The following is a 20,239-nucleotide window of genomic DNA, read 5'->3' on the forward strand; positions in this document are numbered from 1 at the left end:
CGCCGAACCGACCCGCTCATCGGACGTTAATGAGGTTCTGATCAGTTCGGGATGACGGCTGATTTGACCGTCAGGATCACCATGAGCGAACCCGCGCCGATCGCCCCGTTTCCGCAAGCCGAGGCTCAAAAGCCGCCGGCGCGTTCGCGCGCGGCCCTGCTCAAGCGCCTGGCCGACGTGGTTTGCCTGCCCGCCAGCCGGGTCAACGCCTTTGAACGGGCCATGACCGCCGACCTGCTGGTCGAGATGCTGCGCGACGCAGTCACCGAGGAGCGCGAGAAAGTCGCCCGTCGCCTGGCCAATCTGGTCGAGATGCCCGGCACGCTGATCCGCCTGATCCTGCGCGACGAGATTTCGGTGGCGCGCGCGCTGCTGGAAAACTCGCCAAGCCTGGGTGACGCCGACCTGATCGACTGCGCCCGCAACGCCACCACCGAGCACCGGCGGATGATCGCCCAGCGCCGCGGCGTGGGCGAGATGGTCGCCGAAGCCCTGGTCGAGGCCGGCGAGGCGCCGGTCGTTGAGGTTCTGCTGCGCAATGAACTGGTGAAGTTCAGCCATCACACGATCGAGACCGTGGTGGCCATGTCACGCGACAATCCGCGCCTGCTGCCGCTGCTGCTGCGCCGGGCCGAGCTTCGCCCCAGCCATGCCTATGTGATGTTCTGGTGGGCGGACGCCGACGCCCGCAAGCTGATCCTGCAACGCTTCGCCGTCTCGCGGGAGATCCTGCAGGACGCGGTGGGCGACCTGTTCGCCGTGGCCTCCGAGGAGGGCTGGCAGGACCCGATGTCGCGCAAGGCCCTGCAGTTCATCGAGCGTCGCCAGCGCAACCGCGCCGCCATCGCCAAGAGCCCGTTCGACAGCCTCGACGACGCCATCGCCGCCGCCCAGAACGGCATGACCCGCGACGTGGCCGAAGAAATCTCCTACCTGTCGGGCCTCAAGCCGATGACCGGCGCCAAGATCTTCACCGATCCGGGCGGCGAGCCCCTGGCGATCCTGTGCAAGGCCACCGGCCTGCCGCGCACGGCGATCAAGGCCCTTTGGCGGGGCCTGCGCCGTCCCGAGGTCGACTCGACCGGGGCCATGGTTCCGGCGCTGGAGCGGGTGATGGCGGTGTTCGACATGATCGCCGTCGATCGCGCCCAGACCGTGCTGCGCTACTGGAACTGGTCGCTGTCCTCGGCCCTGACCCCGGCCCTGCTGAAGGCGATCCGCGAGGGCGACGAGGCGGCTGTGGACGAATATTCGGTGCCCCAGCGCGCGGCGATGCTAGCGCTATCACGCGACTTTGGTCGCTAGCTCAAATATCATTGAACGCATTCGTCCAATTGTTGCCGGGTGATGTTGAACTCAACCCCAGTGCGCCACCCCGCCAGATGAATTGACGTGTACTGTTGATTTCTGGATATTGCCGCCTGCGGATATTGTCTGTATCCACGCGATGACTGATTTTCGGAATCAGCAAAGAACAAGCAAAATCGCGACGGGCTAGATCAGATGGACGACCATTCGGACCTCCTCGACATGACGGCGGGCATTGTCTCGGCCTATGTCGGCAACAACACCGTGACGGCGACCGATGTGCCGGCGCTGATCCGGCAGGTTCACAGCGCCCTGTCGGCGATCGGTGGTCCTGTCGAGGCCGCGCCCGCCGCGCCCAGGGAGCCCGCAGTTTCGGTCAAGCGCTCGATCGCGGCCGACCACCTCGTGTGCCTGGAGGATGGTCGCAAGTTCAAGTCGCTCAAGCGCCACCTGCGCACCAAGTACGACATGAGCCCCGAAGAGTACCGGGCCAAGTGGAACCTGCCCAAGGATTACCCGATGGTCGCCCCCAACTACGCCAAGGCGCGGTCGGAGCTCGCCAAGTCCATGGGCCTGGGGCAGGGCGGTCGCAAACCGCCGCGCGGCGGAAAATAGCCGAGTCGGATCAAGCGCTTGCCGCCATGGCGGCTGGAAATCCCCGACGCCCGCGCTCCGAACCGGAGGGCGGGCGTTTCGCTTGCGGATTGACTCTTTACCGAAATCTTGGCTGGCGACGCTGTTTTCGCTTGCCCGCGATTCGGTCCTTAAGCGATAGTGAATCGTCGTGATTCCAACGGCTTGTTAAGGAATCTGAAGATGAACGCGCAGTTGAGCGCATCGGCCTCTGCGGCCCGCGCTCACCAGGAGATGTTCGCCTACTGGGCGTCACTCCGACGGGGGGCGGCCCTCCCGGCGCGTGCGGACCTGAATCCGCTCGGCATCAAGCGCATGCTGCCCACCGTCAGCCTGATCGACGTGATCAACGAGCCGCGCGACTATCGCCTGCGTCTGGCCGGCACGGGCCTGTACGGCGTCTATGGCCGCGAGATCACCGGCAAGGGTCTGTCGGAAGTCTACAACACCGCCGCCGGCGACTACTGGCGCAAGGAGCTGGACAAGGTGGTCGATGGCCGCCGTCCGGGCGTCGGCGTTCACAGCATGGCCTGGCGCGGCGCGCCGCACATGTCGATCCTGTGGCTACGCCTGCCCCTGGCCAGCAACGGCAAGGACGTCGACATGATCCTCGGCTACGACGCGGTGATCGGCTCGGCCTCGGATCACGGCTTCAGCGGCATCCGCGCGGCCTAGTCGCGCGTTTTGACGGCCTTTGACCGCCGCCAGACAATTCGACCGACCAGCCAAATCGCGGCGATCAACAGGCCGAGGACTGGATAGACCCAGACCGAGTCCAGCGCCGCCGTCGATACGCAATCTCCGACGCATTTGAGGTCGTGAAGCGCGGTTGGCGGGGAAGTCGACATGATGAGTTCACCCCTCCAGAAACGCCTCGACCTCGCGCTTGCTGGGCATGGACGGCGCGGCGCCGGATTTCTGCACCGACAGGGCGGCGGCGGCGTTGGCCATTTCGACGGCTTCGCGCAGGTCCATATTGATCGCCAGGCAGGCCGCCAGGGCGCCGCAGAAGCAGTCGCCGGCCCCGGTGGTGTCGACGGCCTTGACCTTGCGGCCCTCGATCAGGAACGCCTCGTCGCGGCGGATGCAGGCCACGCCCGCCGCGCCCAGGGTGACGATCACCACCTGGTCGGGACGGCTCATCAGCTTGCGCGACGCGCGCGACACCTCTTCCAGCCGCACGGGCTCCTGGTCGAGCTTGGCGTAGGTGGCCAGTTCGGTCTGGTTGAGGATCAGGATGTCGGTCAGCGGAAACAGCGCCGCGCCCTGGGGCAGGGCGGGGGCAGCGTTCAGCATCCGCAGGGCGCCCTTGGCGGCGCCGGCCCGGAACAGGGTCTCGATCGCCTGGGCCGGGGATTCCAGCTGGCTGAGCAGGATCCGCTGGCCGTCCAGCGACGTGGCGGCCACGTGCTGCGGGGTGATGGCGGCGTTGGCGCCGCTGGTCACCACGATCATGTTCTCGCCGCTGGTCGCCACCCAGACATGGGCCTGACCCGTCGGGACACTCGGCAGCTCAAGGACATCGCCGACCTGCACGCCATATTCCGACAGCTTGGTCTTCAGCCCGGGGCCGGCGTCTTCCTTGCCCACCGCGCCCATCAGCCGGGTCGGGGCGCTCATGCGTGCGGCGGCCACGGCCTGGTTGGCGCCCTTGCCGCCGGGAAACAGCTCCAGCGACAGGCCCGCCACCGTCTCGCCCGGACGCGGCAGGTCATCGACCCGCGCGACGGCGTCCAGATTGATGGAACCCAGAACAAAGACGCTCATAGCCTGACCCTTAACCCCCAGCGCCGCGCTGGAAACTCTCAACAAGACTGCCTGCAACGAGTCGCCAGCCGTCCACCAGGACGAAGAAGATCAGCTTGAACGGCAGACTGATTGTGGCCGGTGGCAGCATCATCATGCCCATGCTCATCAGCACGCTGGCGACGACCAGGTCGATGACCAGGAACGGGATGAACAGCAGAAAGCCGATCGTGAAGGCGCGCTTCAGTTCGGAAATCATGAAGGCCGGCGTCACCACGTTCAGCGGGGTGTCGGCGGCGGTCTTGGGCGTGGGGATCTTCGACAGGCGCACGAACAGGGCCAGGTCCTCGCGATCCACCTGCTTGAGCATGAACTCCTTGACCGGCCCGCCGGCCGCCTCGAACGCCTCGGGCAGCTCCATCTGCTTGTCCAGCAGCGGCTTGATGCCCAGATCGTAGGACCGCTCGAAGGTCGGGCCCATGACGATTGCGGTCAGGAACAGGGCCAGGCTGATGATCACCGGATTGGGCGGGCTCTGCTGCACGCCGATGGCGGTGCGCAACAGGCCCAGCACCACGACGATGCGCACGAACGAGGTGGTCATGATCACGATCGACGGGGCCAGTGACAGCACCGTCAGCAGGCCCACCATCTGGACGACGCGCTCGGACAGTCCCGCGCCGGTGCCCAGGTTCACATTGATCGCCGACGAGGCGAAGGCGGCGGCGGGCAGCACGGCCGTGCCGAAGGCGACCAGCACCGAGATGATGGCGGCGCGGCGCAGGTCCTGCGAATTGGCGCCGGTGATGGATTTGATCAGGCTGCGCATCAGACCACGGGCTCCGGGGCGGGAACAGCGGGGGAGGGAGAGGCGGCGGCGGGTTTGGGGCCCCAGTCCAGCAACTTGCCCTCGCCCAGCAGCATCAGGCGCTCCTCGCCGTCCAGGCTGAAGATCACCAGGCGTCGTGTGGGGTCCAGGGCCAGGCTCTCGACCACCCGCAGCCTGCGCACCTGCCGAGCGTGAACCATGCGCGTCAGGGCGTCGGGCCCAAAGCGGCGCAGGGCATAGGCGGCCAGGCCGATCAGGCCCAGGGTGACGGCCAGGGCGGCGATGGCGCGGATGAATTCCAGAATGTTCATGACGCCCGGATCGACCAACTCTGCGAGACAAGATGGCGCAGGCGAAACACCCCGCTGAGACTGGTGTGCCTGAGGCTCCTTAATGGCCGATTAACCCTGTTTCTTCACCATGATCGCCATGGGTCCCGACGACATTCCCCTTTTTGGCATGCTCAAGAGCCGGCTGGGCTATCTGTCCGAGCGGCAGAAGGTCATCGCCCAGAACGTGGCCAACGCCAGCACACCGGGCTATCAGCCGCGCGACCTGAAGCCCTACAGCTTCCAGGCCTCGCTGATGAATCAGGGCTCGGGCCAGGCGCCCTATCGCGGCGGCCGGGTCGCCCCGACCAGCGGCGTCTCGATGATGGCCACCTCGGCCTCGCACATGGCGCCGTCCAAAGCGCCCAGCGCCTGGCGCGCCACGGCCGGCGCTGATTCGGAAACCACGCTCGACGGCAACGCCGTGACGCTTGAGGACCAGATGCTCAAGATGTCCGATGCGCGCATGAACTATGACGCCGCCGTCGGCTTCTACCAGAAGTCCATGACCATGCTGCGGATGGCCTCCCGCAAGGTTAACGGGTGAAGGAGGATTAGATGCCTGAGATCAAGTCCAACTCGCTGTCGACCATGGCTGTGGCCAGCTCGGCCCTGCGCGCCCAGCAAGGCCGCATGCGGGTCATCGCCGAGAACATCGCCAACGCCAATTCCACCGCCCGCACCCCCGGCGGCGACCCCTACCGCCGCCAGGTGCCGGTGTTCAAGCCGACCAAGATCGAGGGCGCCGAGGGCGTTCAGATGCTGCGCGTCGAAGCCGACCAGAGCGACTTCAAGACCGAGTATGATCCGGGCAATCCGGCCGCCGACGACAAGGGCTATGTCAAGTTGCCCAACGTCAATTCGCTGGTCGAGGCGCTCGACATGAAAGAGGCGCAGCGCGCCTACGAAGCCAATCTCAACGTCATCGAGACGGCGCGCGCCATGCAGTCGCGCACCCTCGACATGCTGCGCAAATAGGGGCTGACCGATGATCACCGCGCTCGCCGCCGCCAAGGCCTATGCTTCGCAAGGCGCCATGTCTGTCGGCTCGATCGGCGGCGCCCCCGCCGCCAAGGGCATGGACTTCGGGGACCTCCTGAAGTCGGCCATGAACGACGTCACCCAGACCTCCAAGGCCGCCGAAATCAAGGTCGCCCAGCAGGTGGCCGGCAAGGCTGAGCTGATCGACGTGGTCACCGCGATCTCGTCGGCGGAAGCCAGCCTTGAGACGGTGATGGCCGTGCGCGATCAGGTGATCTCGGCGTATCAAGAGATCATGCGGATGCCGATCTAGCGGCTGGCGTCCGCTTTTTCGTTTTCTGACTCTACCTATATCTCCCGTCATTCCCGCCCCGAAATGAGGGGATGCACCGACACTGGCAAAGGTCGGCCGCCGCGCCCGGAAGCGGACATGGTGATCGCCCGTTGTTCGGGGTGAATAGTGGACATTGCGGCTACGGCAGCGTCGGAAAAACGGCCGGTGCTCAGTTTTCGGAGCGGATAGAAATCCGCCGTTTTTGAAAGCCGGTCTTTGACTGTTCGAAGCCTGCCTGGAGATAGAAGGCCAGCGTTTCTGGCTTCTTTGACCCAGTCATCAGCATGACCTTGTAGCAGCCAGCCACCCAGGCCGCGTCTGAAGCTGCGTCCAACATCTGCTTTCCAAAACCCTGGCGCCTATAGTTGCTATGGGTGACAACATTTTCCACCAGGCCATAGGGGCGGGCCGCGCGCGTAAGATTTGGAATGACGACAAGGGTACAAGACGAAACTAGCCGTCCATCCGCCTCGCCAAGAAAGATCGCGCTTCCATAGTAGGACATGAAGCGTTCGAGGACCTCGGCAGCGTGGTCGAGGCTAGGCCTCTCATCGCCCGGTGCAAGATGTTGATACAAATCCAGAAGCGTTGCGATGTCTTCACGCAATGCGGGCCTGATGCTCAATGTTGACGAAGCCATATTCTGAACATGGCAGAGCAAATGAATGTTCGCTATGGGGGCGTGGGTCCCCGCTCGGCGTCCTGCCGACAAGCGACCTTCAAATCTCCACGGCCAGCACTTGTCGGTTTCGGATTACACATGCCCTTGTGGCGGGAACCCCTCGTGCCGCCGCAAGTGCCGGAGGGGCGAAGTGCGTGCGCACTTCGCTGGCGCTTCACGTGTCAGCTGAACCAGGGGTTCCCGCCACGAGGGCGGGAATGACGGTGGTTCAGAGGGAAGCGCGGAGCACCGAACGCCCGCTCCCCCCCAATCCTCACTCCACCACAGCCGCCCGCCCACCCTGCTGGATGATCCGCGACAGGGCCTCCATCGAGTAGGGCTTCTGCAGCAGGTCGAACCCCTGGCCCTCGCTGTTGGCCAGGGCGTCGCTGTAGCCGCTGGTCAGGATCACCGGCAGGTCGGGACGGGTCTCGCGCAGCCGCTTGGCCAGTTGCAGGCCGTTGATCTCGCCGGGCATGACCACGTCGGTGAACACCACATCGAACGCGTCGGGATCGACCTCCAGCAGCGCCTGGGCCTGGACGGCGCTGCGGGCCAGGGTGACCGTATAGCCAAGGTCGGTCAGCAGTTGGTGGCCAAAGGCCCCGACCTCGACATTGTCCTCGACCATCAGCACGCGATGGCGTTGCGGCGCCACGGCCTCGGTGAACGCGAAGGGGGCGGCTTTCTCGGCCAGACGCTTGGCCGTGGCCGGCAGGTAGAGCGAGAAGGTCGCGCCCTGGCCCGGCAGGCTGCCCACGCGCACGTCGCCGTCCGACTGCCTGGCAAAGCCATAGACCTGGCTCAGCCCCAGGCCCGTGCCCTTGCCGACGGCCTTGGTGGTGTAGAACGGCTCGAAGATCCGCTCCATCTGGCTGGGGGCGATGCCCGGCCCGGTGTCGGTCAGGGCCACCACGACGAAGCGCCCCGATACCGCCGACGCGGCCCGCCCGCCGGGGATGACGTCGGAGGTGAAAACCTGGATCGACAGCCGGCCGCGCCCGCCCATGGCGTCGCGGGCGTTGACCGCCATGTTGATCAGGGCCGTCTCGAACTGGCCCCGGTCGGCCTCCACCGCGCAGGTCTCGCACGCGGACTCGACCTCCAGCGCGACATTGGCCCCGACCAGGGTCTGCAGCATGGCCTGCAGCCGCCGGACGCTGTCGACGGCGTCGAACACTTCGGTCTTCAGGGGCTGGCGCCGGGCGAAGGCCAGCAGCTGGGCGGTCAGTTGCGCGGCCCGGTCGGCCGTCTCGCCGATCGCGTCGATATAGCGCCGCCGGCGGCGCTCATCGAGGTCTGGCCGGCGCAGCAGGTCGACGCTGGAGCGGATCACGGTCAGCAGGTTGTTGAAGTCATGGGCCACCCCGCCGGTCAGCTGGCCGATGGCCTCCATCTTCTGGGCCTGGCGCAGGGCGGTATGGGCCTCCTCCAGCTCGGCCGCGGTGCTGGTCTCCAGGGTGGCGTCACGGCCCGAGATGTAGATGCGGTCCTTCTCGGCCACCAGGGTCCACTGCACGGTCAAGACGCCGCCCTCCAGCCCGACCACCCGGCTGGTGAAGTCCACCGGCGTCTTGCGGCCGCGCGTCACCGCGAAGTTGGCGGCTGCGTGGTCCTGGTCCTCCGGCGGGGCCAGATCCCAGAACGGGGTGATGAACAGCGTCATCTCGTCAAAGCCCAGGCGGCGGCTCCAGACCGGATTGCAGGCGGTCATCAGCCCGTCCAGACCGCAGATGGCCAGGAAGTCGGCGCTCAGCTCCCAGGCGCGGCTGAGCTCGGCGGTGCGGGCCTTGATCTCGGCCTGCAGACCCTGGTTCAGCCGGCGCAGTTCCTGCTCGGCCACATCGCGGGCGGTGTCATCGCGAACCGTCAGCACCGCGCCGATCTGCACGCCTTCGGCGTCGCGGACAGGCGAGGCGCCGCCGATCGCCAGCACCGAAACCCCGTCGGGCCGCACGATGCGCCAGCGCGCCTCGCTGACCACCTCGCCGCGCACGGCGCGGGCCAGCGGCAGGTCGGCGGGCGGATGCGGCGCGCCGTCCAGGGTGCGCAGGGAATAGGCCTTGGCGTAGTCTTCGGGGCCGATCTTCAGGTGGGACGCGCCGTGAATGCGCGCGGCCTCGGCATTGACCATCAGGATGCGGCCGCTCGCGTCGGCGACCACCGCGCCCTCGGTCAGCTGCGCATAGAACGCCGCCACCTGCTCGATCGCGAGATTGGAAATCGACTTGCGCCGCTTCCAGAACGCCACCTGCGCCTCCACAGCAGCGCATCGATCTGGTCGATGCGGGAATCGGACTGTTGAGCCCTGGGCCACAGTAGGCTCACCCTGGCTGGGCCAAAACAAGGCCGCGATTGGGGGGCTGAGCGGAGGGATCGGCGATTTCCCCGGCCGAGGCCGCAGGCCCCCTCCTGACCGCTTCGCGGTCGTCCTCCCCCTTTCAGGGGGAAGATGAGATCGCGCGTTTCATCTTCCCCCTCCGGGGGAAGACGGCTGCGCAGCAGCCCGTAGGGGGCAAGTACGGGGATAGAGCTCGATCAATCCCCGTGATGTTGGGTGTGAACCTCAACGAAATCAATGCCCCGAAAATAAGACGAGCGCGCCCGTCCGACGCGCTCAAACCTCCCGTATTCTTGTCCCACCTCGTCGCGAGGAAAGGGCGCAAGGCCAGCGACCATTGCGGCGACGGGGGGTGATCGAGCGGGACTGGGGTCGAGGGGGATACTCGACCGGTCCGGGGATCCTGGCGTTGCAGGACCCGCCCGCCGTCGGCGTGGATGGGGATCAAGGCGAGTGTTGGTCAGGATTGGCCCCACGCCCCCCGACCTCCGGGACTTCGGGAAACCGAAGCTTCCGGGTCCCGGTAAGGCCCCAACTGGGCCACCCGCTGGGACGCTGATGGAAAACGATGACGCGGAGCGGACGGCTTCGTCGAAACGGTTATTCTATTTTCCTCCGGACGTGGTCCGGACGCTCCGCGACCCTTTCCATCGCCATCGCAGCGAAAGCGCGGGGGTGTGAAGCTGCGTGCGCCAGCGGCGCTCAAAGCCCCGTGAAAAAGCTCGGATCCAGGGCGAAGACGCCGTGGGTCAGGGCGTAGATCGCGTACCACAGGGCCGCATTGGCCACGGTCATGACCAGCACCGACAGGCCCAGCGGCCACTGGCTGGCGCGGCGCTTGGCGCGGCGCGCGTCGAAGGGGGCGGACTGCAGGGACGAGGCCATCTGTGATCTCCGATTAACCATCAACAGGATCGGGATTGAGTCGGTTCCGCACCACTGCGACATTCGCCGCGCGCCGCCTTGTCGCACCCGCGCTTTGCGTCGGCCGCGATCCGGGCCAGGGTAGGGCGCGCGCGCCCGGAGACTGCATGACCGCTCCACACCCCCTTCCTGGCGCCATCGTCCTCGACGGCATCGGCAAGACCTATGACGGCGCGCCGGTGCTGACCGGCGCCAGCCTGTCGATCGCCCGCGGCCAGTTCGTGGCCCTGGTCGGCGGATCGGGGGCGGGCAAGACCACCCTGCTCAAGACCATCAACGCCCTGATCGTCCCGACCACCGGGCGGGTGCTGATCGACGGCGAGGATGTGGCGAGCCAGCCCGGCCCGGCCCTGCGCCGCCGCATCGGCTATGTCTTCCAGGAGGTGGGCCTGTTTCCCCACATGACCGTGGCCCAGAACATCGGGATCACCCCCAGCCTGCTGGACTGGCCGGCCGAGACGATCGCCGCCCGGGTCGACACCCTGCTGGACCTGATCGCCCTACCCCGTGAGGTCGCCGCGCGTCTGCCGGCCGAACTGTCGGGCGGACAGCGTCAGCGGGTCGGCGTGGCCCGGGCCCTGGCCGCCGAGCCGTCGATCCTGCTGATGGATGAGCCGTTCGGCGCGCTGGATCCGGTGACCCGCGTGGCGCTCGCCGAAGATGTCCGGCGTCTGCATGACGCGCTGAACCTGACCACGGTGATGGTCACTCACGATGTCGGCGAGGCCCTGCTGACCGCCGATCGCATCGTGATCATGGCGGCCGGAGAGCGAGGTGGCGAGATCATCGCCGACGACACGCCCGCCGCCCTGCTGTCGGGCGGTCACACCGATCCCCGCGTCGCCGCCCTGATCGACGCCCCGCGCCGTCAGGCCGAGAAGCTGGCGAGGCTCGCTCATGGATGATCGCCTGCATCAGGCCCTGGCCCTGCTGCCCGAGCGGCTGGGCTGGCACGTAGCCCTGTCGGCGGCGGCGCTGGCCCTGGGCCTGCTGATCGCCCTGCCGCTGGGTGTGCTGGCCGCCCGCAATCCCCGCCTGCGCTGGATCGCGCTGGCGGGCGCCGGTCTGATCCAGACCATTCCCAGCCTGGCCCTGCTGGCCCTGTTCTTCCCGCTGCTGCTGCTGCTTTCGGGCCTGTCGGTGAAGCTGACCGGCCATGGCTTTTCGGCCCTGGGCTTCCTGCCGTCGCTGCTGGCCCTGACCCTGTATTCGATGCTGCCGATCCTGAGGAACACGGCGGCGGGGCTGACCGGCGTCGACCCGGCCGTGGTCGAGGCGGCGCGCGGCGTCGGCATGACCGACCGCCAGCGGCTGTGGCGCGTGGAGCTGCCCCTGGCCCTGCCGGTGATCATGGCCGGGGTGCGGACGGCGGCGGTGTGGACCATCGGCGCGGCCACCCTCTCCACCCCGGTCGGCCAGACCTCGCTGGGCGACTACATCTTCTCGGGGCTGCAGACCGAGGACTGGGTGGCGGTGCTGGTCGGCTGCGCGGCCTCCGCCGTGCTGGCCATGGTCGTCGACCAACTGCTGGGCCTGATCGAGAGCGGCGTCGGACGGCGGGTTCGCGGCCGCTGGATCGTCGGCGTGGCCGGTCTGGCCCTTGGCCTCGTCGCAGCGCTCGCCCCCCTGGCCGGCGTGGCGTTGAGCCGGGGTCAGCCCAGCTACGTGATCGGGGCCAAGAACTTCTCCGAGCAATATGTGCTGGCCGAGCTGATGGCGACGCGGGTCGAGGCGGGCGGCGGGCGGGTCGAGCGCAAGATCAATCTCGGTTCGGCGGTGGCCTATCGCGCCCTCGCGGCCGGTGAGATCGACGCCTATGTCGACTATTCCGGCACCCTCTGGGCCAATGTGCTGGGCCGCAAGGACAATCCCGGCCGGCAGGCGGTGCTGGACCAGCTGCGCACGGGCCTGAAGGATCGCGACGGCGTCGTGCTTCTGGCTCCGCTGGGCTTCGAGAACGCCTACGCCCTGGCCATGCGCCGCGACACCGCCGAGCGCCTGGGGATCAGGACCCTGGCCGACCTCGCGGCCAAGGGCGGGGGCCTGACCATGGGCGGCGACCTGGAGTTTTTCTCACGTCCCGAATGGAAGAGCGTCGAGACCGCCTATGGCCTGAGCTTCAGGGCCAAACGCCAGTTCCAGCCCACCTTCATGTACCGCGCCCTGGCCTCGGGCGAGGCCGACGTGATCTCGGCCTTCTCCAGCGACGGGCGGATCGCGGCTGACGATCTAGTGTTGCTCGGCGACCCCAAGGGGGCGTTGCCGCCCTATGACGCGGTGATCCTGATCTCGCCGAAGCGGGCCGGGGACAGACGGCTCGTCTCGGCCCTGGCGCCGCTGGCGGGGAGCATCGACGTCAAGCGGATGCAGGCGGCGAACTACGCGGTGGACCGGGATGCGAACAAGCTCAGCGCGGCGGAGGCGGCGAAGATGCTGGAGGGCAAATAGGACTCTCTCAAGGCCGCTCTCCCCGGCGAAAGCCGGGGCCCAGATCGAACCCGGAGCGGTCGGTGTCTGGGCTAGGGCAGAAGGCGCACTATCCCCAGACGCTCAGGCTGCATCTGGGCCCCGGCCTTCGCCGGGGAGATCGGAATTTAAAGAATCCCCGGCAGATCCAGCCCCTTCTCCCGGGCGCAATCGACGGCGATCTCATACCCCGCGTCGGCATGGCGCATGACCCCGCTGGCAGGGTCGTTCCACAGCACCCGCGCCAGCCGCCTGGCGGCGGCTTCGGTGCCGTCGGCCACGATGACCATGCCAGCGTGCTGCGAGAAGCCCATGCCCACCCCGCCGCCATGGTGCAGCGACACCCAGGTGGCGCCCGAGGCGGTGTTGAGCAGGGCGTTCAGCAGCGGCCAGTCCGACACGGCGTCCGAACCATCGCGCATCGCCTCGGTCTCGCGATTGGGCGAGGCGACCGAACCGCTATCCAGGTGATCGCGGCCGATGACGACGGGGGCCTTCAACTCGCCGCTGGCGACCATCTCATTGAAGGCCAGGCCGAGGCGATGGCGATCGCCCAGGCCCACCCAGCAGATCCGCGCCGGCAGGCCCTGGAACTTGATCCGCTCGGCCGCCATGTCGAGCCAGTTGTGCAGATGCGGATTGTCGGGGATCAGTTCCTTCACCTTGGCGTCGGTGCGGGCGATGTCTTCGGGATCGCCCGACAGCGCCGCCCAGCGGAACGGACCGATCCCCCGGCAGAACAGCGGGCGGATATAGGCCGGCACGAAGCCCGGGAAATCGAAGGCGTTGGTCACGCCTTCCTCCAGCGCCATTTGGCGGATGTTGTTGCCATAGTCGACGGTCGGCACGCCGGCGGCCTGGAAGTCGAGCATGGCCTGGACGTGCACCGCCATCGAGGCGCGGGCGGCGCGGTTGACGCTCTGCGGATCGCGCTCCTTGGCAGCCGCCCACTGCTCCAGCGTCCACCCGGCCGGCAGGTAGCCGTTGATCGGATCGTGGGCGCTGGTCTGGTCGGTCAGCAGGTCGGGGCGGACGCCGCGCTGGAACATCGCCGGCAGCAGCTCGGCGGCGTTGCCCAGCAGGCCGACCGAGATCGGGCTCTTGGCCTCGGCGATCCACGCCAGGGCCTCGTCGAGGTTGTCGGTGGACTTGTCCAGATAGCCGGTGCGCAGCCGCATCTCGATGCGCGACGGCTGGCACTCGATGGCCAGGCACGAGGCGCCGGCCATCACCGCCGCCAGGGGCTGGGCCCCGCCCATGCCGCCCAGGCCTGCTGTCAGCAGCCACTTGCCCGACAGGTCGCCGCCATGGTGCTGGCGGCCCATCTCGACAAAGGTCTCATAGGTGCCCTGCACGATGCCCTGGGCGCCGATATAGATCCACGAGCCGGCGGTCATCTGGCCGTACATGGCCAGGCCCTTGCGATCGAGCTCGTTGAAATGCTCCCAGGTCGCCCAGCGGGGGACGAGGTTGGAATTGGCGATCAGCACCCGGGGGGCGTCGGCATGGGTCTTGAACACCCCGACCGGCTTGCCCGACTGGACCAGCAGGGTCTCGTCGTCCTCCAGCCGCCGCAGGGTCTCGACGATCTTGTCGAAGCTCTCCCAATCTCGCGCCGCCCGGCCGATACCGCCATAGACCACCAGCTCCTCGGGCCGCTCGGCGACGTCGGGGTGCAGGTTGTTCATCAGCATGCGCAGGGGCGCTTCGGTCAGCCACGACTTGGCGGTCAGCTCGGTTCCGGTGGCGGCGCGGATGACGCGGCTGTTGTCGATGCGGGTCATGCAGGGGGTCTCGCAAAGGCGATGCAGGCGGAGAGGACGTCGTTCAGCACCGCGCGCATCGGCGCGGCCTGGTCAGGGCGATAGGGAGCGGGCCAGGTTTCGGGCGTCGGCGCCTGCGCCGGGTCGTCCATATAGCCCCGGCAGGCCAGCTCCATCTGGATGGCGTGGACGCCCTCGGACGGCTGACCGTAATGGCGCGTGGTCCAGCCGCCCTTGAAGCGGCCATTGGTGACGCGGCTCAGACCCGAGGCGTCGCAGGCGGCCTCGACCGACGCCGTCAGGGCCGCGTCGCAGCTGCCGCTGCTGTTGGTGCCGAGGTTGAACTGCGGCAGCGGACCGTCGAACAGGCGCGGCACGAGGGAGCGGATCGAATGGGCCTCGTAGAGCACGACCCGCTTATGGCTTTGCCGCAGCCGGGCGATCTCATCGGTCAGCGCCGCGTGATACGGATCGAAGAAAGCCGTGCGACGACGGGCGATCTCGGTCTCGTCCGGCGCCTGGCCGTCACGATACAGCGGCTCGCCGTCGAAGGTGGTGGTCGGGCAGAGCTCGGTCGTCGTCTGGCCCGGATAGAGCGAGGCCCCGGACGGGTCGCGATTGACGTCGATCACCGTGCGCGAGATCGCCGTGCGGATCACGGTGGCGCCGAGGTCGGTCGCGAAATCATAGAGCCGATCCACCCACCAGTCGGCGTCCTTACGGGCCAGCCAGGGCGAGATGAGGCGGGCCTCGATCTCCGGCGGGATCTCGGTTCCGGTGTGCGGCAGGCTGACGACCAGCGGGGCCTCGCCGCGGTGGACGGTGATCCAGGAGGGCGCTGTCATCCCCAAAACTCCGCTCTCCCCGGCGAAGGCCGGGGCCCAGATCGAACCCCGAGCGGGAGTTGTTCTGGCTGGATCGGAAGGCGCGTCATCCCCAAATGCTCTGGCTGAATCTGGGCCCCGGCCTTCGCCGGGGAGAGCGGGAATTGGGAAAACATCACACCACCCCCGGCAGGTCGCTCGCCGCCGCGATCACCGCGCCGGAGCGGACCAGTCGGTTGGCGGCCTCCATGTCGGGGTGGAAATGCCGGTCGTCTTCCAGATGCGGCACCTGCTTGCGAACCAGTCCGCGCACCGCCTCCAGCACCTCGCTCGACTTCAGCGGCGCATGGAAATCACAGCCCTGGGCCGCCGCCAGCAGCTCGATGCCGATCACCGCCGTGGCGCTCTCGACCATGGCCAGCAGGCGCCGGGCGCCGTGGGCGGCCATCGAGACGTGGTCCTCCTGGTTGGCCGAGGTGGGGATCGAGTCGACGCTGGCCGGATAGGCCTTCTGCTTGTTCTCCGACACCAGGGCGGCGGCGGTGACCTGCGGGATCATGAAGCCGGAGTTGAGGCCCGGCTTGGGCGTCAGGAAGGCCGGCAGGCCCGACAGGGCCGGATCGACCAGCATGGCGATGCGGCGCTCGGCGATCGAGCCGATCTCGCAGACCGCCAGGGCGATCATGTCGGCCGCGAAGGCTACCGGCTCGGCGTGGAAGTTGCCGCCGGACAGGGCCTCGTCGCCGCCCTCCACGTCGCTGGGGAAGATCAGCGGGTTGTCCGACACGCCATTGGCCTCGGTGGCCAGGGTGGTCGCCGCCTGCTTCAGCACGTCCAGCGCCGCGCCCATCACCTGGGGCTGGCAGCGCAGGCAGTAGGGATCCTGGACCCGCTCGTCCTCCTTCAGGTGCGAGGCGCGGATGGCTGATCCGGCCATCAGGCTGCGCAGGGCGGCGGCGGTTTCGATCTGGCCGACATGGCGGCGCAGCAGGTGGATGCGCGGGTCGAACGGCGTGTCCGAACCCTTGGCGGCCTCAGTCGACAGGGCGCCGGTGATCAGGGCCGACTGGAACAGCAGCTCGGCCTCGAACAGGGCGGCCAGGGCGTTGGCGTTGGAGAACTGGGTGCCGTTCAGCAGGGCCAGACCCTCCTTGGGGCCCAGCACCAGCGGCGTCAGGCCGGCGTCGTCCAGGGCCTGGGCGGCGGGAACGCGGACGCCGTCGACGAAGATCTCGCCCACGCCGATCATGGTCGCTGCCATGTGGGCCAGCGGGGCCAGATCGCCCGAGGCCCCGACCGAGCCCTGGCAGGGCACTGCCGGCGTTAGGTTCTGGACCAGCATGGCTTCCAGCAGCTTCACGGTTTCGACCCGCACGCCCGAGGCGCCCTGGGCCAGACTGGCCAGCTTCAGGGCCATCATCAGGCGGATCACGGCAACCGGCGACGGCTCGCCTGTGCCGGCCGCATGCGACAGCACGATGTTGCGCTGCAGCCGTTCGAGGTCCTCGTCGCCGATGCGGACGCTGGCCAGTTTCCCAAAGCCGGTATTGATCCCATAGACCGGCTCGCCCCGAGCCAGGATGCGCTCCACAGCCCGGGCGCTCGCCTCAATCACCGGCCAGGCGTCGTCATGCAGCCGGGCGGCCTCGCCGCGATAGACCTTCTTCCACTCCATCAGGAAGACTTCGCCGGGATGCAGAACAACCATGGTCAATGACCCTTCCAGACGCGGGCATGCAGCGGGTTAAAGCCCATGCGATAGACAAGTTCGGCGGGACGCTCGATGTCCCAGATGGCCAGATCGCAGGCCTTGCCGGCCTGCAGCGTTCCCCGGTCAGCCAGCAGGCCCAGCGCCCGGGCGGCCTCGCGGGTGAAGCCGGTCAGGCACTCTTCAACGGTCATGCGAAACAGGGTGGCGGCCATGTTCATGACCAGCAGCGGCGAGGTCATCGGCGAGGTGCCGGGGTTGCAGTCGGTGGCCAGGGCCATCGGCACCCCGGCCGCGCGCAGGGCCTCGATCGGCGGCAGCTTGTGCTCGCGCGTGAAATAGAAGGCCCCGGGCAGCAGGGTGGCGACCGTGCCGGCGGCGGCCATGGCCTCGACCCCGGTCTGATCCAGATGTTCCAGGTGATCGGCCGATAGGGCCCAGAACTCGGCGGCCAGGGCCGCGCCGTTCTGGTTGGACAGCTGCTCGGCGTGGATCTTGATCTTCAGGCCCCGTTTGTGGGCGGCCTCGAACACCCGCCTTGTCTGGGCCGGGGTGAAGCCGATGCCTTCGCAAAACACATCGACCGCCTCGGCCAGCTTTGCGTCCGCGACGGCGGGGATCATCTGCTTGCAGACCAGGTTGATATAGCCGTCAGGATCACCCTTGAACTCGGGCGGCAGGGCGTGGGCGCCCAGCAGGGTGGTGCGGATATCGATCGAGCGGCAGTCGGCCAGGGCGCGGGCGGCGCGCAGGCACTTCAGCTCGTCGTCCAGCGACAGGCCGTAGCCGGACTTGATCTCAACCGTGGTCACGCCCTCGGCGATCAGGGCGTCCAGGCGGGGCAGGGCGCCGGCGACCAGTTGCTGTTGGGACGCCGCGCGGGTGGCGGTCATGGTCGAGACGATGCCGCCGCCGGCCCGGGCGATCTCCTCATAGGAGGCGCCGGCCAGGCGCAGCTCGAACTCGTGGGCGCGGTCGCCGGCGAAGACCAGATGGGTGTGGGGATCGATCAGGCCGGGGGTGATCCAGCGGCCGTCGCAGTCGATCGTTTCAGCGGCTTCGAAGGCAGGGGCCTCGGCAGCCTCGCCGGCATAGACGATGCGGCCATCACGGGCCGCCACCACGCCGCGCTCGACGAGTCCCAGGCCCTCGCGCGCCGGATCAAGGGTGGCGAGCCGGCAGTTTGTCCACAGTGTGTCGCACTGCATTCCGCCCGCCTCCCTCTCTTGCGGCAGTGTTCAATATGTATAGACATATTAGCAAGCGAGGAGCCCTGTCCAGTGACCGACACGCAGATTCCCGAAGCCCCCATGGACACGGGCGCGACCGTTGTCTGGTGCGAGAGCGCGCTGCTGGCCGACGGCTGGGCGCGAAGTGTCAGGCTGACCCTGTCGGATGGTCGCATCGCCCGCATCGACACTGACGTCCCCGCCGGCGACGCCACCCGCCTGGGCGTGGCCCTGCCGGGGCTTGCCAATGTTCACAGCCACGCCTTCCAGCGGGCCATGGCCGGCCTGGCCGAAGCGCGGGGCGATACCGGCGACAACTTCTGGACCTGGCGGGAGGTGATGTACCGCTTCCTGGGCCGGCTGGGTCCGGACGAGGTTCAGACCATCGCCGCCATGGGCCAGATCGAGATGCTGGAAGGTGGCTTCACCCGCGTGGGCGAGTTCCACTATCTGCATCACGACCCGGCGGGCGGCTTCTATGACGACCCCGCCGAGATGGCCGTGCGCATCGCGGCGGCGGCCAACGAGACGGGCATCGGCCTGACCCTGCTGCCGGTGTTCTACGCCCATTCCAACTTCGGCGGCGCGCCGCCCACGGGTGGGCAGAAGCGCTTCATCCACGACGTCGACGGCTTCGCGCGGCTGGTCGAGCGTTGCCGCCAGATCGTGTCCGACGCGCCCGACGCGGTGGTCGGCATCGCGCCCCACAGCCTGCGTGCGGTGACCGCAGAGGAACTGGACGCCATCCTGCCCCTGGCCGGCGACGGCCCGATCCACATGCATGTGGCCGAGCAGACCAAGGAGGTCGACGACTGCCTGGCCGCCACCGGTCAGCGCCCCGTCCGCTGGCTGATGAACCACACGCCTGTCGACAAGCGCTGGTGCCTGATCCACGCCACCCACATCAACGCCGTGGAGACCGAGCGCCTGGCCAAGAGCGGCGCGGTGGCGGGCCTGTGCCCGGTCACCGAGGCCAATCTGGGTGACGGCGTCTTCCCGACCCACGACTATCTGGCGGCCGGCGGGGCGTTCGGCCTGGGCACCGACTCCAACATCCTGATCGACGCGGCCGAGGAGGTGCGGGCCCTGGAATACGCCCAGCGCCTGACCCGTCGGGCTCGCAACGTGCTGGCCGGCGGACCCCGGCGTTCGACCGGCGGCGAGCTTTGGCGCGGCGCCTGCGCGGGCGGCGCCCAGGCCCTGGGCGCGGGGCGAGGCGGGCTGAAGCGCGGCGCGGCGGCCGACTTCATCACCCTGGACGCCGAGCATCCGGCCCTGATCGGGCGCGAGGGCGACACCCTGATCGACAGCCTGGTCTTCGCCGGCCGCCACGGCGCCATCGACACCGTCTGGCGGCAGGGCCGGCAGGTGGTCGAGGGCGGTCGCCACCATGCCCGCGAGGCGGTGACCACGCGCTATCGCCAGACCCTGAAAGCCCTGCTGGCGTGAGCTCGGTCCCGCTGCACCAGCGCATTCGCGGCGATATCGAGGACCGCATCCGCTCGGGCGAATGGCCGCCGGGCCACCGCGTGCCGTTCGAGACCGAGCTGATGGCCCAGTACGGCTGCGCCCGGATGACGGTCAGCAAGGCGATGGCGGCCCTGGTCGAGGCTGGGCTGATCGTGCGCCGCAAGCGGGCCGGCTCGTTCGTGGCCCGGCCCAGGGTGCATGCCCCGGTGCTCAACATCCCCGACATCCAGTCGGCCATCCTGTCGCGCGGCGAGACCTATGCCTTCCGCCTGCTGTCGAGCCGCACGCGCGGCGCCGAGCGGGGCAACGCCGACGAGCGCGAGTTGGCGGCGGGCGGCAAGTTGCTGGCGCTGGAAGGCGTCCACGACGCCGGCGGCCGGCCCTTCGCTCTGGAACGCCGCCTGATCAGCCTGAAGACCGCGCCGGGCGCCGCGACCGTCGACCTGTCAGCCACGCCGCCCGGCGCCTGGCTGCTGGAACACGTCGCCTGGACCGAGGCCGAGAGCCGGATCAGCGCGGTCAACGCCGACGCCGAGGTCGCCGCTCTGCTCGACCTCGACGAAGGCGCGGCCTGCCTGGTCGTCGACCGCCGCACCTGGCGCGCCGGCGAGCACGTCACCCGTGTGCGGCAGGTCTTCCCCGGCGAGGCTTACGACCTGGTGGCGCGGTTCGGGCCGGGGACTTAGGCGCTCC

The 20,239-nt window shown here is 68.3% G+C and carries 20 protein-coding genes and 2 pseudogenes; 11 read left to right on the plus strand and 11 right to left on the minus strand.

What is annotated here, in order from left to right:
• The first annotated feature begins 81 nt into the window (after positions 1 to 81).
• From ACW17Z_RS15715 to mopJ, 3 genes are all read left to right on the plus strand, one after another.
• Positions 82 to 1,305, plus strand: coding sequence for a DUF2336 domain-containing protein (locus tag ACW17Z_RS15715; RefSeq protein ID WP_419321412.1), 1,224 nt, complete (start codon positions 82 to 84; stop codon positions 1,303 to 1,305).
• Between the two features lie 198 nt (positions 1,306 to 1,503).
• On the plus strand, positions 1,504 to 1,923 hold the full coding sequence (locus ACW17Z_RS15720; RefSeq protein WP_492056677.1) for a Ros/MucR family transcriptional regulator: 420 nt from the start codon (positions 1,504 to 1,506) through the stop codon (positions 1,921 to 1,923).
• A 195-nt stretch (positions 1,924 to 2,118) separates the two neighbouring features.
• A complete protein-coding gene (gene mopJ, locus ACW17Z_RS15725; protein WP_419321413.1) occupies positions 2,119 to 2,616 on the plus strand; it encodes a motility/cell cycle regulatory protein MopJ in 498 nt (165 codons plus the stop codon).
• Between the two features lie 180 nt (positions 2,617 to 2,796).
• Here mopJ and ACW17Z_RS15730 read toward each other — a convergent pair whose 3' ends face one another.
• Genes ACW17Z_RS15730 through ACW17Z_RS15740 form a run of 3 tightly spaced genes read right to left on the minus strand, consistent with a single transcriptional unit; the run spans position 2,797 to position 4,827 of the window.
• Positions 2,797 to 3,708, minus strand: a complete 912-nt coding sequence (locus ACW17Z_RS15730; RefSeq protein WP_492056678.1) for a ribokinase — start codon at positions 3,706 to 3,708, stop codon at positions 2,797 to 2,799.
• A 10-nt stretch (positions 3,709 to 3,718) separates the two neighbouring features.
• Positions 3,719 to 4,519 (minus strand): flagellar type III secretion system pore protein FliP, encoded by an 801-nt coding sequence (gene fliP, locus ACW17Z_RS15735; protein WP_419321414.1) that lies wholly within the window; start codon positions 4,517 to 4,519, stop codon positions 3,719 to 3,721.
• On the minus strand, positions 4,516 to 4,827 hold the full coding sequence (locus tag ACW17Z_RS15740) for a flagellar biosynthetic protein FliO (RefSeq protein ID WP_492058544.1): 312 nt from the start codon (positions 4,825 to 4,827) through the stop codon (positions 4,516 to 4,518). Before ACW17Z_RS15740 ends, fliP begins: the two co-directional genes overlap by 4 nt.
• Positions 4,828 to 4,945: 118 nt before the next feature.
• Between ACW17Z_RS15740 and flgB the strand changes: the two genes are divergently transcribed.
• From flgB to fliE, 3 genes are read left to right on the plus strand one after another with little or no spacing between them, the layout of a single operon-like run.
• Positions 4,946 to 5,392 carry a flagellar basal body rod protein FlgB gene (gene flgB, locus ACW17Z_RS15745; RefSeq protein WP_419320400.1) on the plus strand — a complete coding sequence of 149 codons (447 nt, stop codon included), beginning with the start codon at positions 4,946 to 4,948 and terminating at the stop codon, positions 5,390 to 5,392.
• A gap of 11 nt (positions 5,393 to 5,403) precedes the next feature.
• Positions 5,404 to 5,823 (plus strand): flagellar basal body rod protein FlgC, encoded by a 420-nt coding sequence (gene flgC, locus ACW17Z_RS15750; RefSeq protein WP_419320402.1) that lies wholly within the window; start codon positions 5,404 to 5,406, stop codon positions 5,821 to 5,823.
• 10 nt (positions 5,824 to 5,833) lie between these two features.
• Positions 5,834 to 6,139 carry a flagellar hook-basal body complex protein FliE gene (gene fliE, locus ACW17Z_RS15755; protein WP_419320403.1) on the plus strand — a complete coding sequence of 102 codons (306 nt, stop codon included), beginning with the start codon at positions 5,834 to 5,836 and terminating at the stop codon, positions 6,137 to 6,139.
• A 190-nt stretch (positions 6,140 to 6,329) separates the two neighbouring features.
• On the opposite strand, the gene ACW17Z_RS15760 is transcribed toward fliE, so the two are convergent.
• The gene (locus ACW17Z_RS15760; protein WP_492056679.1) at positions 6,330 to 6,767 is read right to left on the minus strand and encodes a GNAT family N-acetyltransferase; all 438 of its coding nucleotides are present in this window, start codon (positions 6,765 to 6,767) and stop codon (positions 6,330 to 6,332) included.
• Positions 6,768 to 6,923: 156 nt separating this feature from the next.
• Here ACW17Z_RS15760 and ACW17Z_RS15765 point away from each other — a divergent pair.
• Positions 6,924 to 7,045, plus strand: a pseudogene (locus tag ACW17Z_RS15765) (hypothetical protein); the annotation flags it as partial.
• A 50-nt stretch (positions 7,046 to 7,095) separates the two neighbouring features.
• Here the strand turns inward: ACW17Z_RS15765 and ACW17Z_RS15770 are convergent.
• From ACW17Z_RS15770 to ACW17Z_RS15780, 3 genes and pseudogenes are all read right to left on the minus strand, one after another.
• Positions 7,096 to 9,072, minus strand: coding sequence for an ATP-binding protein (locus tag ACW17Z_RS15770; protein ID WP_492056680.1), 1,977 nt, complete (start codon positions 9,070 to 9,072; stop codon positions 7,096 to 7,098).
• A 366-nt stretch (positions 9,073 to 9,438) separates the two neighbouring features.
• Positions 9,439 to 9,578: pseudogene (locus ACW17Z_RS15775) on the minus strand (hypothetical protein); the annotation flags it as partial.
• Positions 9,579 to 9,864: 286 nt separating this feature from the next.
• Positions 9,865 to 10,047 (minus strand): hypothetical protein, encoded by a 183-nt coding sequence (locus ACW17Z_RS15780; protein WP_419320406.1) that lies wholly within the window; start codon positions 10,045 to 10,047, stop codon positions 9,865 to 9,867.
• Positions 10,048 to 10,193: 146 nt separating this feature from the next.
• Here ACW17Z_RS15780 and ACW17Z_RS15785 point away from each other — a divergent pair, with 146 nt between their 5' ends.
• Positions 10,194 to 10,991, plus strand: coding sequence for an ATP-binding cassette domain-containing protein (locus ACW17Z_RS15785; RefSeq protein ID WP_492056681.1), 798 nt, complete (start codon positions 10,194 to 10,196; stop codon positions 10,989 to 10,991).
• Entirely contained in the window at positions 10,984 to 12,534 is a 1,551-nt protein-coding gene (locus ACW17Z_RS15790) for a glycine betaine ABC transporter substrate-binding protein (protein ID WP_492056682.1), read from the plus strand. Before ACW17Z_RS15785 ends, ACW17Z_RS15790 begins: the two co-directional genes overlap by 8 nt.
• Positions 12,535 to 12,680: 146 nt before the next feature.
• On the opposite strand, the gene hutU is transcribed toward ACW17Z_RS15790, so the two are convergent.
• From hutU to hutI, 4 genes are all read right to left on the minus strand, one after another.
• Positions 12,681 to 14,336 (minus strand): urocanate hydratase, encoded by a 1,656-nt coding sequence (gene hutU / locus ACW17Z_RS15795; protein WP_492056683.1) that lies wholly within the window; start codon positions 14,334 to 14,336, stop codon positions 12,681 to 12,683.
• Positions 14,333 to 15,160 (minus strand): N-formylglutamate deformylase, encoded by an 828-nt coding sequence (hutG, locus tag ACW17Z_RS15800; protein WP_492056684.1) that lies wholly within the window; start codon positions 15,158 to 15,160, stop codon positions 14,333 to 14,335. Before hutG ends, hutU begins: the two co-directional genes overlap by 4 nt.
• A 154-nt stretch (positions 15,161 to 15,314) precedes the next feature.
• Positions 15,315 to 16,847, minus strand: a complete 1,533-nt coding sequence (hutH, locus tag ACW17Z_RS15805; protein ID WP_492058545.1) for a histidine ammonia-lyase — start codon at positions 16,845 to 16,847, stop codon at positions 15,315 to 15,317.
• Positions 16,848 to 16,849: 2 nt separating this feature from the next.
• Positions 16,850 to 18,055, minus strand: a complete 1,206-nt coding sequence (hutI, locus tag ACW17Z_RS15810) for an imidazolonepropionase (RefSeq protein ID WP_492056685.1) — start codon at positions 18,053 to 18,055, stop codon at positions 16,850 to 16,852.
• 72 nt (positions 18,056 to 18,127) lie between these two features.
• On the opposite strand from hutI, the gene ACW17Z_RS15815 reads away from it, so the two are divergent.
• Entirely contained in the window at positions 18,128 to 19,525 is a 1,398-nt protein-coding gene (locus ACW17Z_RS15815) for a formimidoylglutamate deiminase (protein ID WP_492056686.1), read from the plus strand.
• Complete coding sequence (gene hutC, locus ACW17Z_RS15820) at positions 19,522 to 20,232, plus strand: histidine utilization transcriptional repressor HutC (RefSeq protein WP_492056687.1); 711 nt, start codon at positions 19,522 to 19,524, stop codon at positions 20,230 to 20,232. The genes ACW17Z_RS15815 and hutC overlap by 4 nt, the downstream gene beginning before the upstream one ends.
• Positions 20,233 to 20,239: the final 7 nt, after the last annotated feature.

The organism is Caulobacter sp. GSs2 (assembly GCF_058680895.1).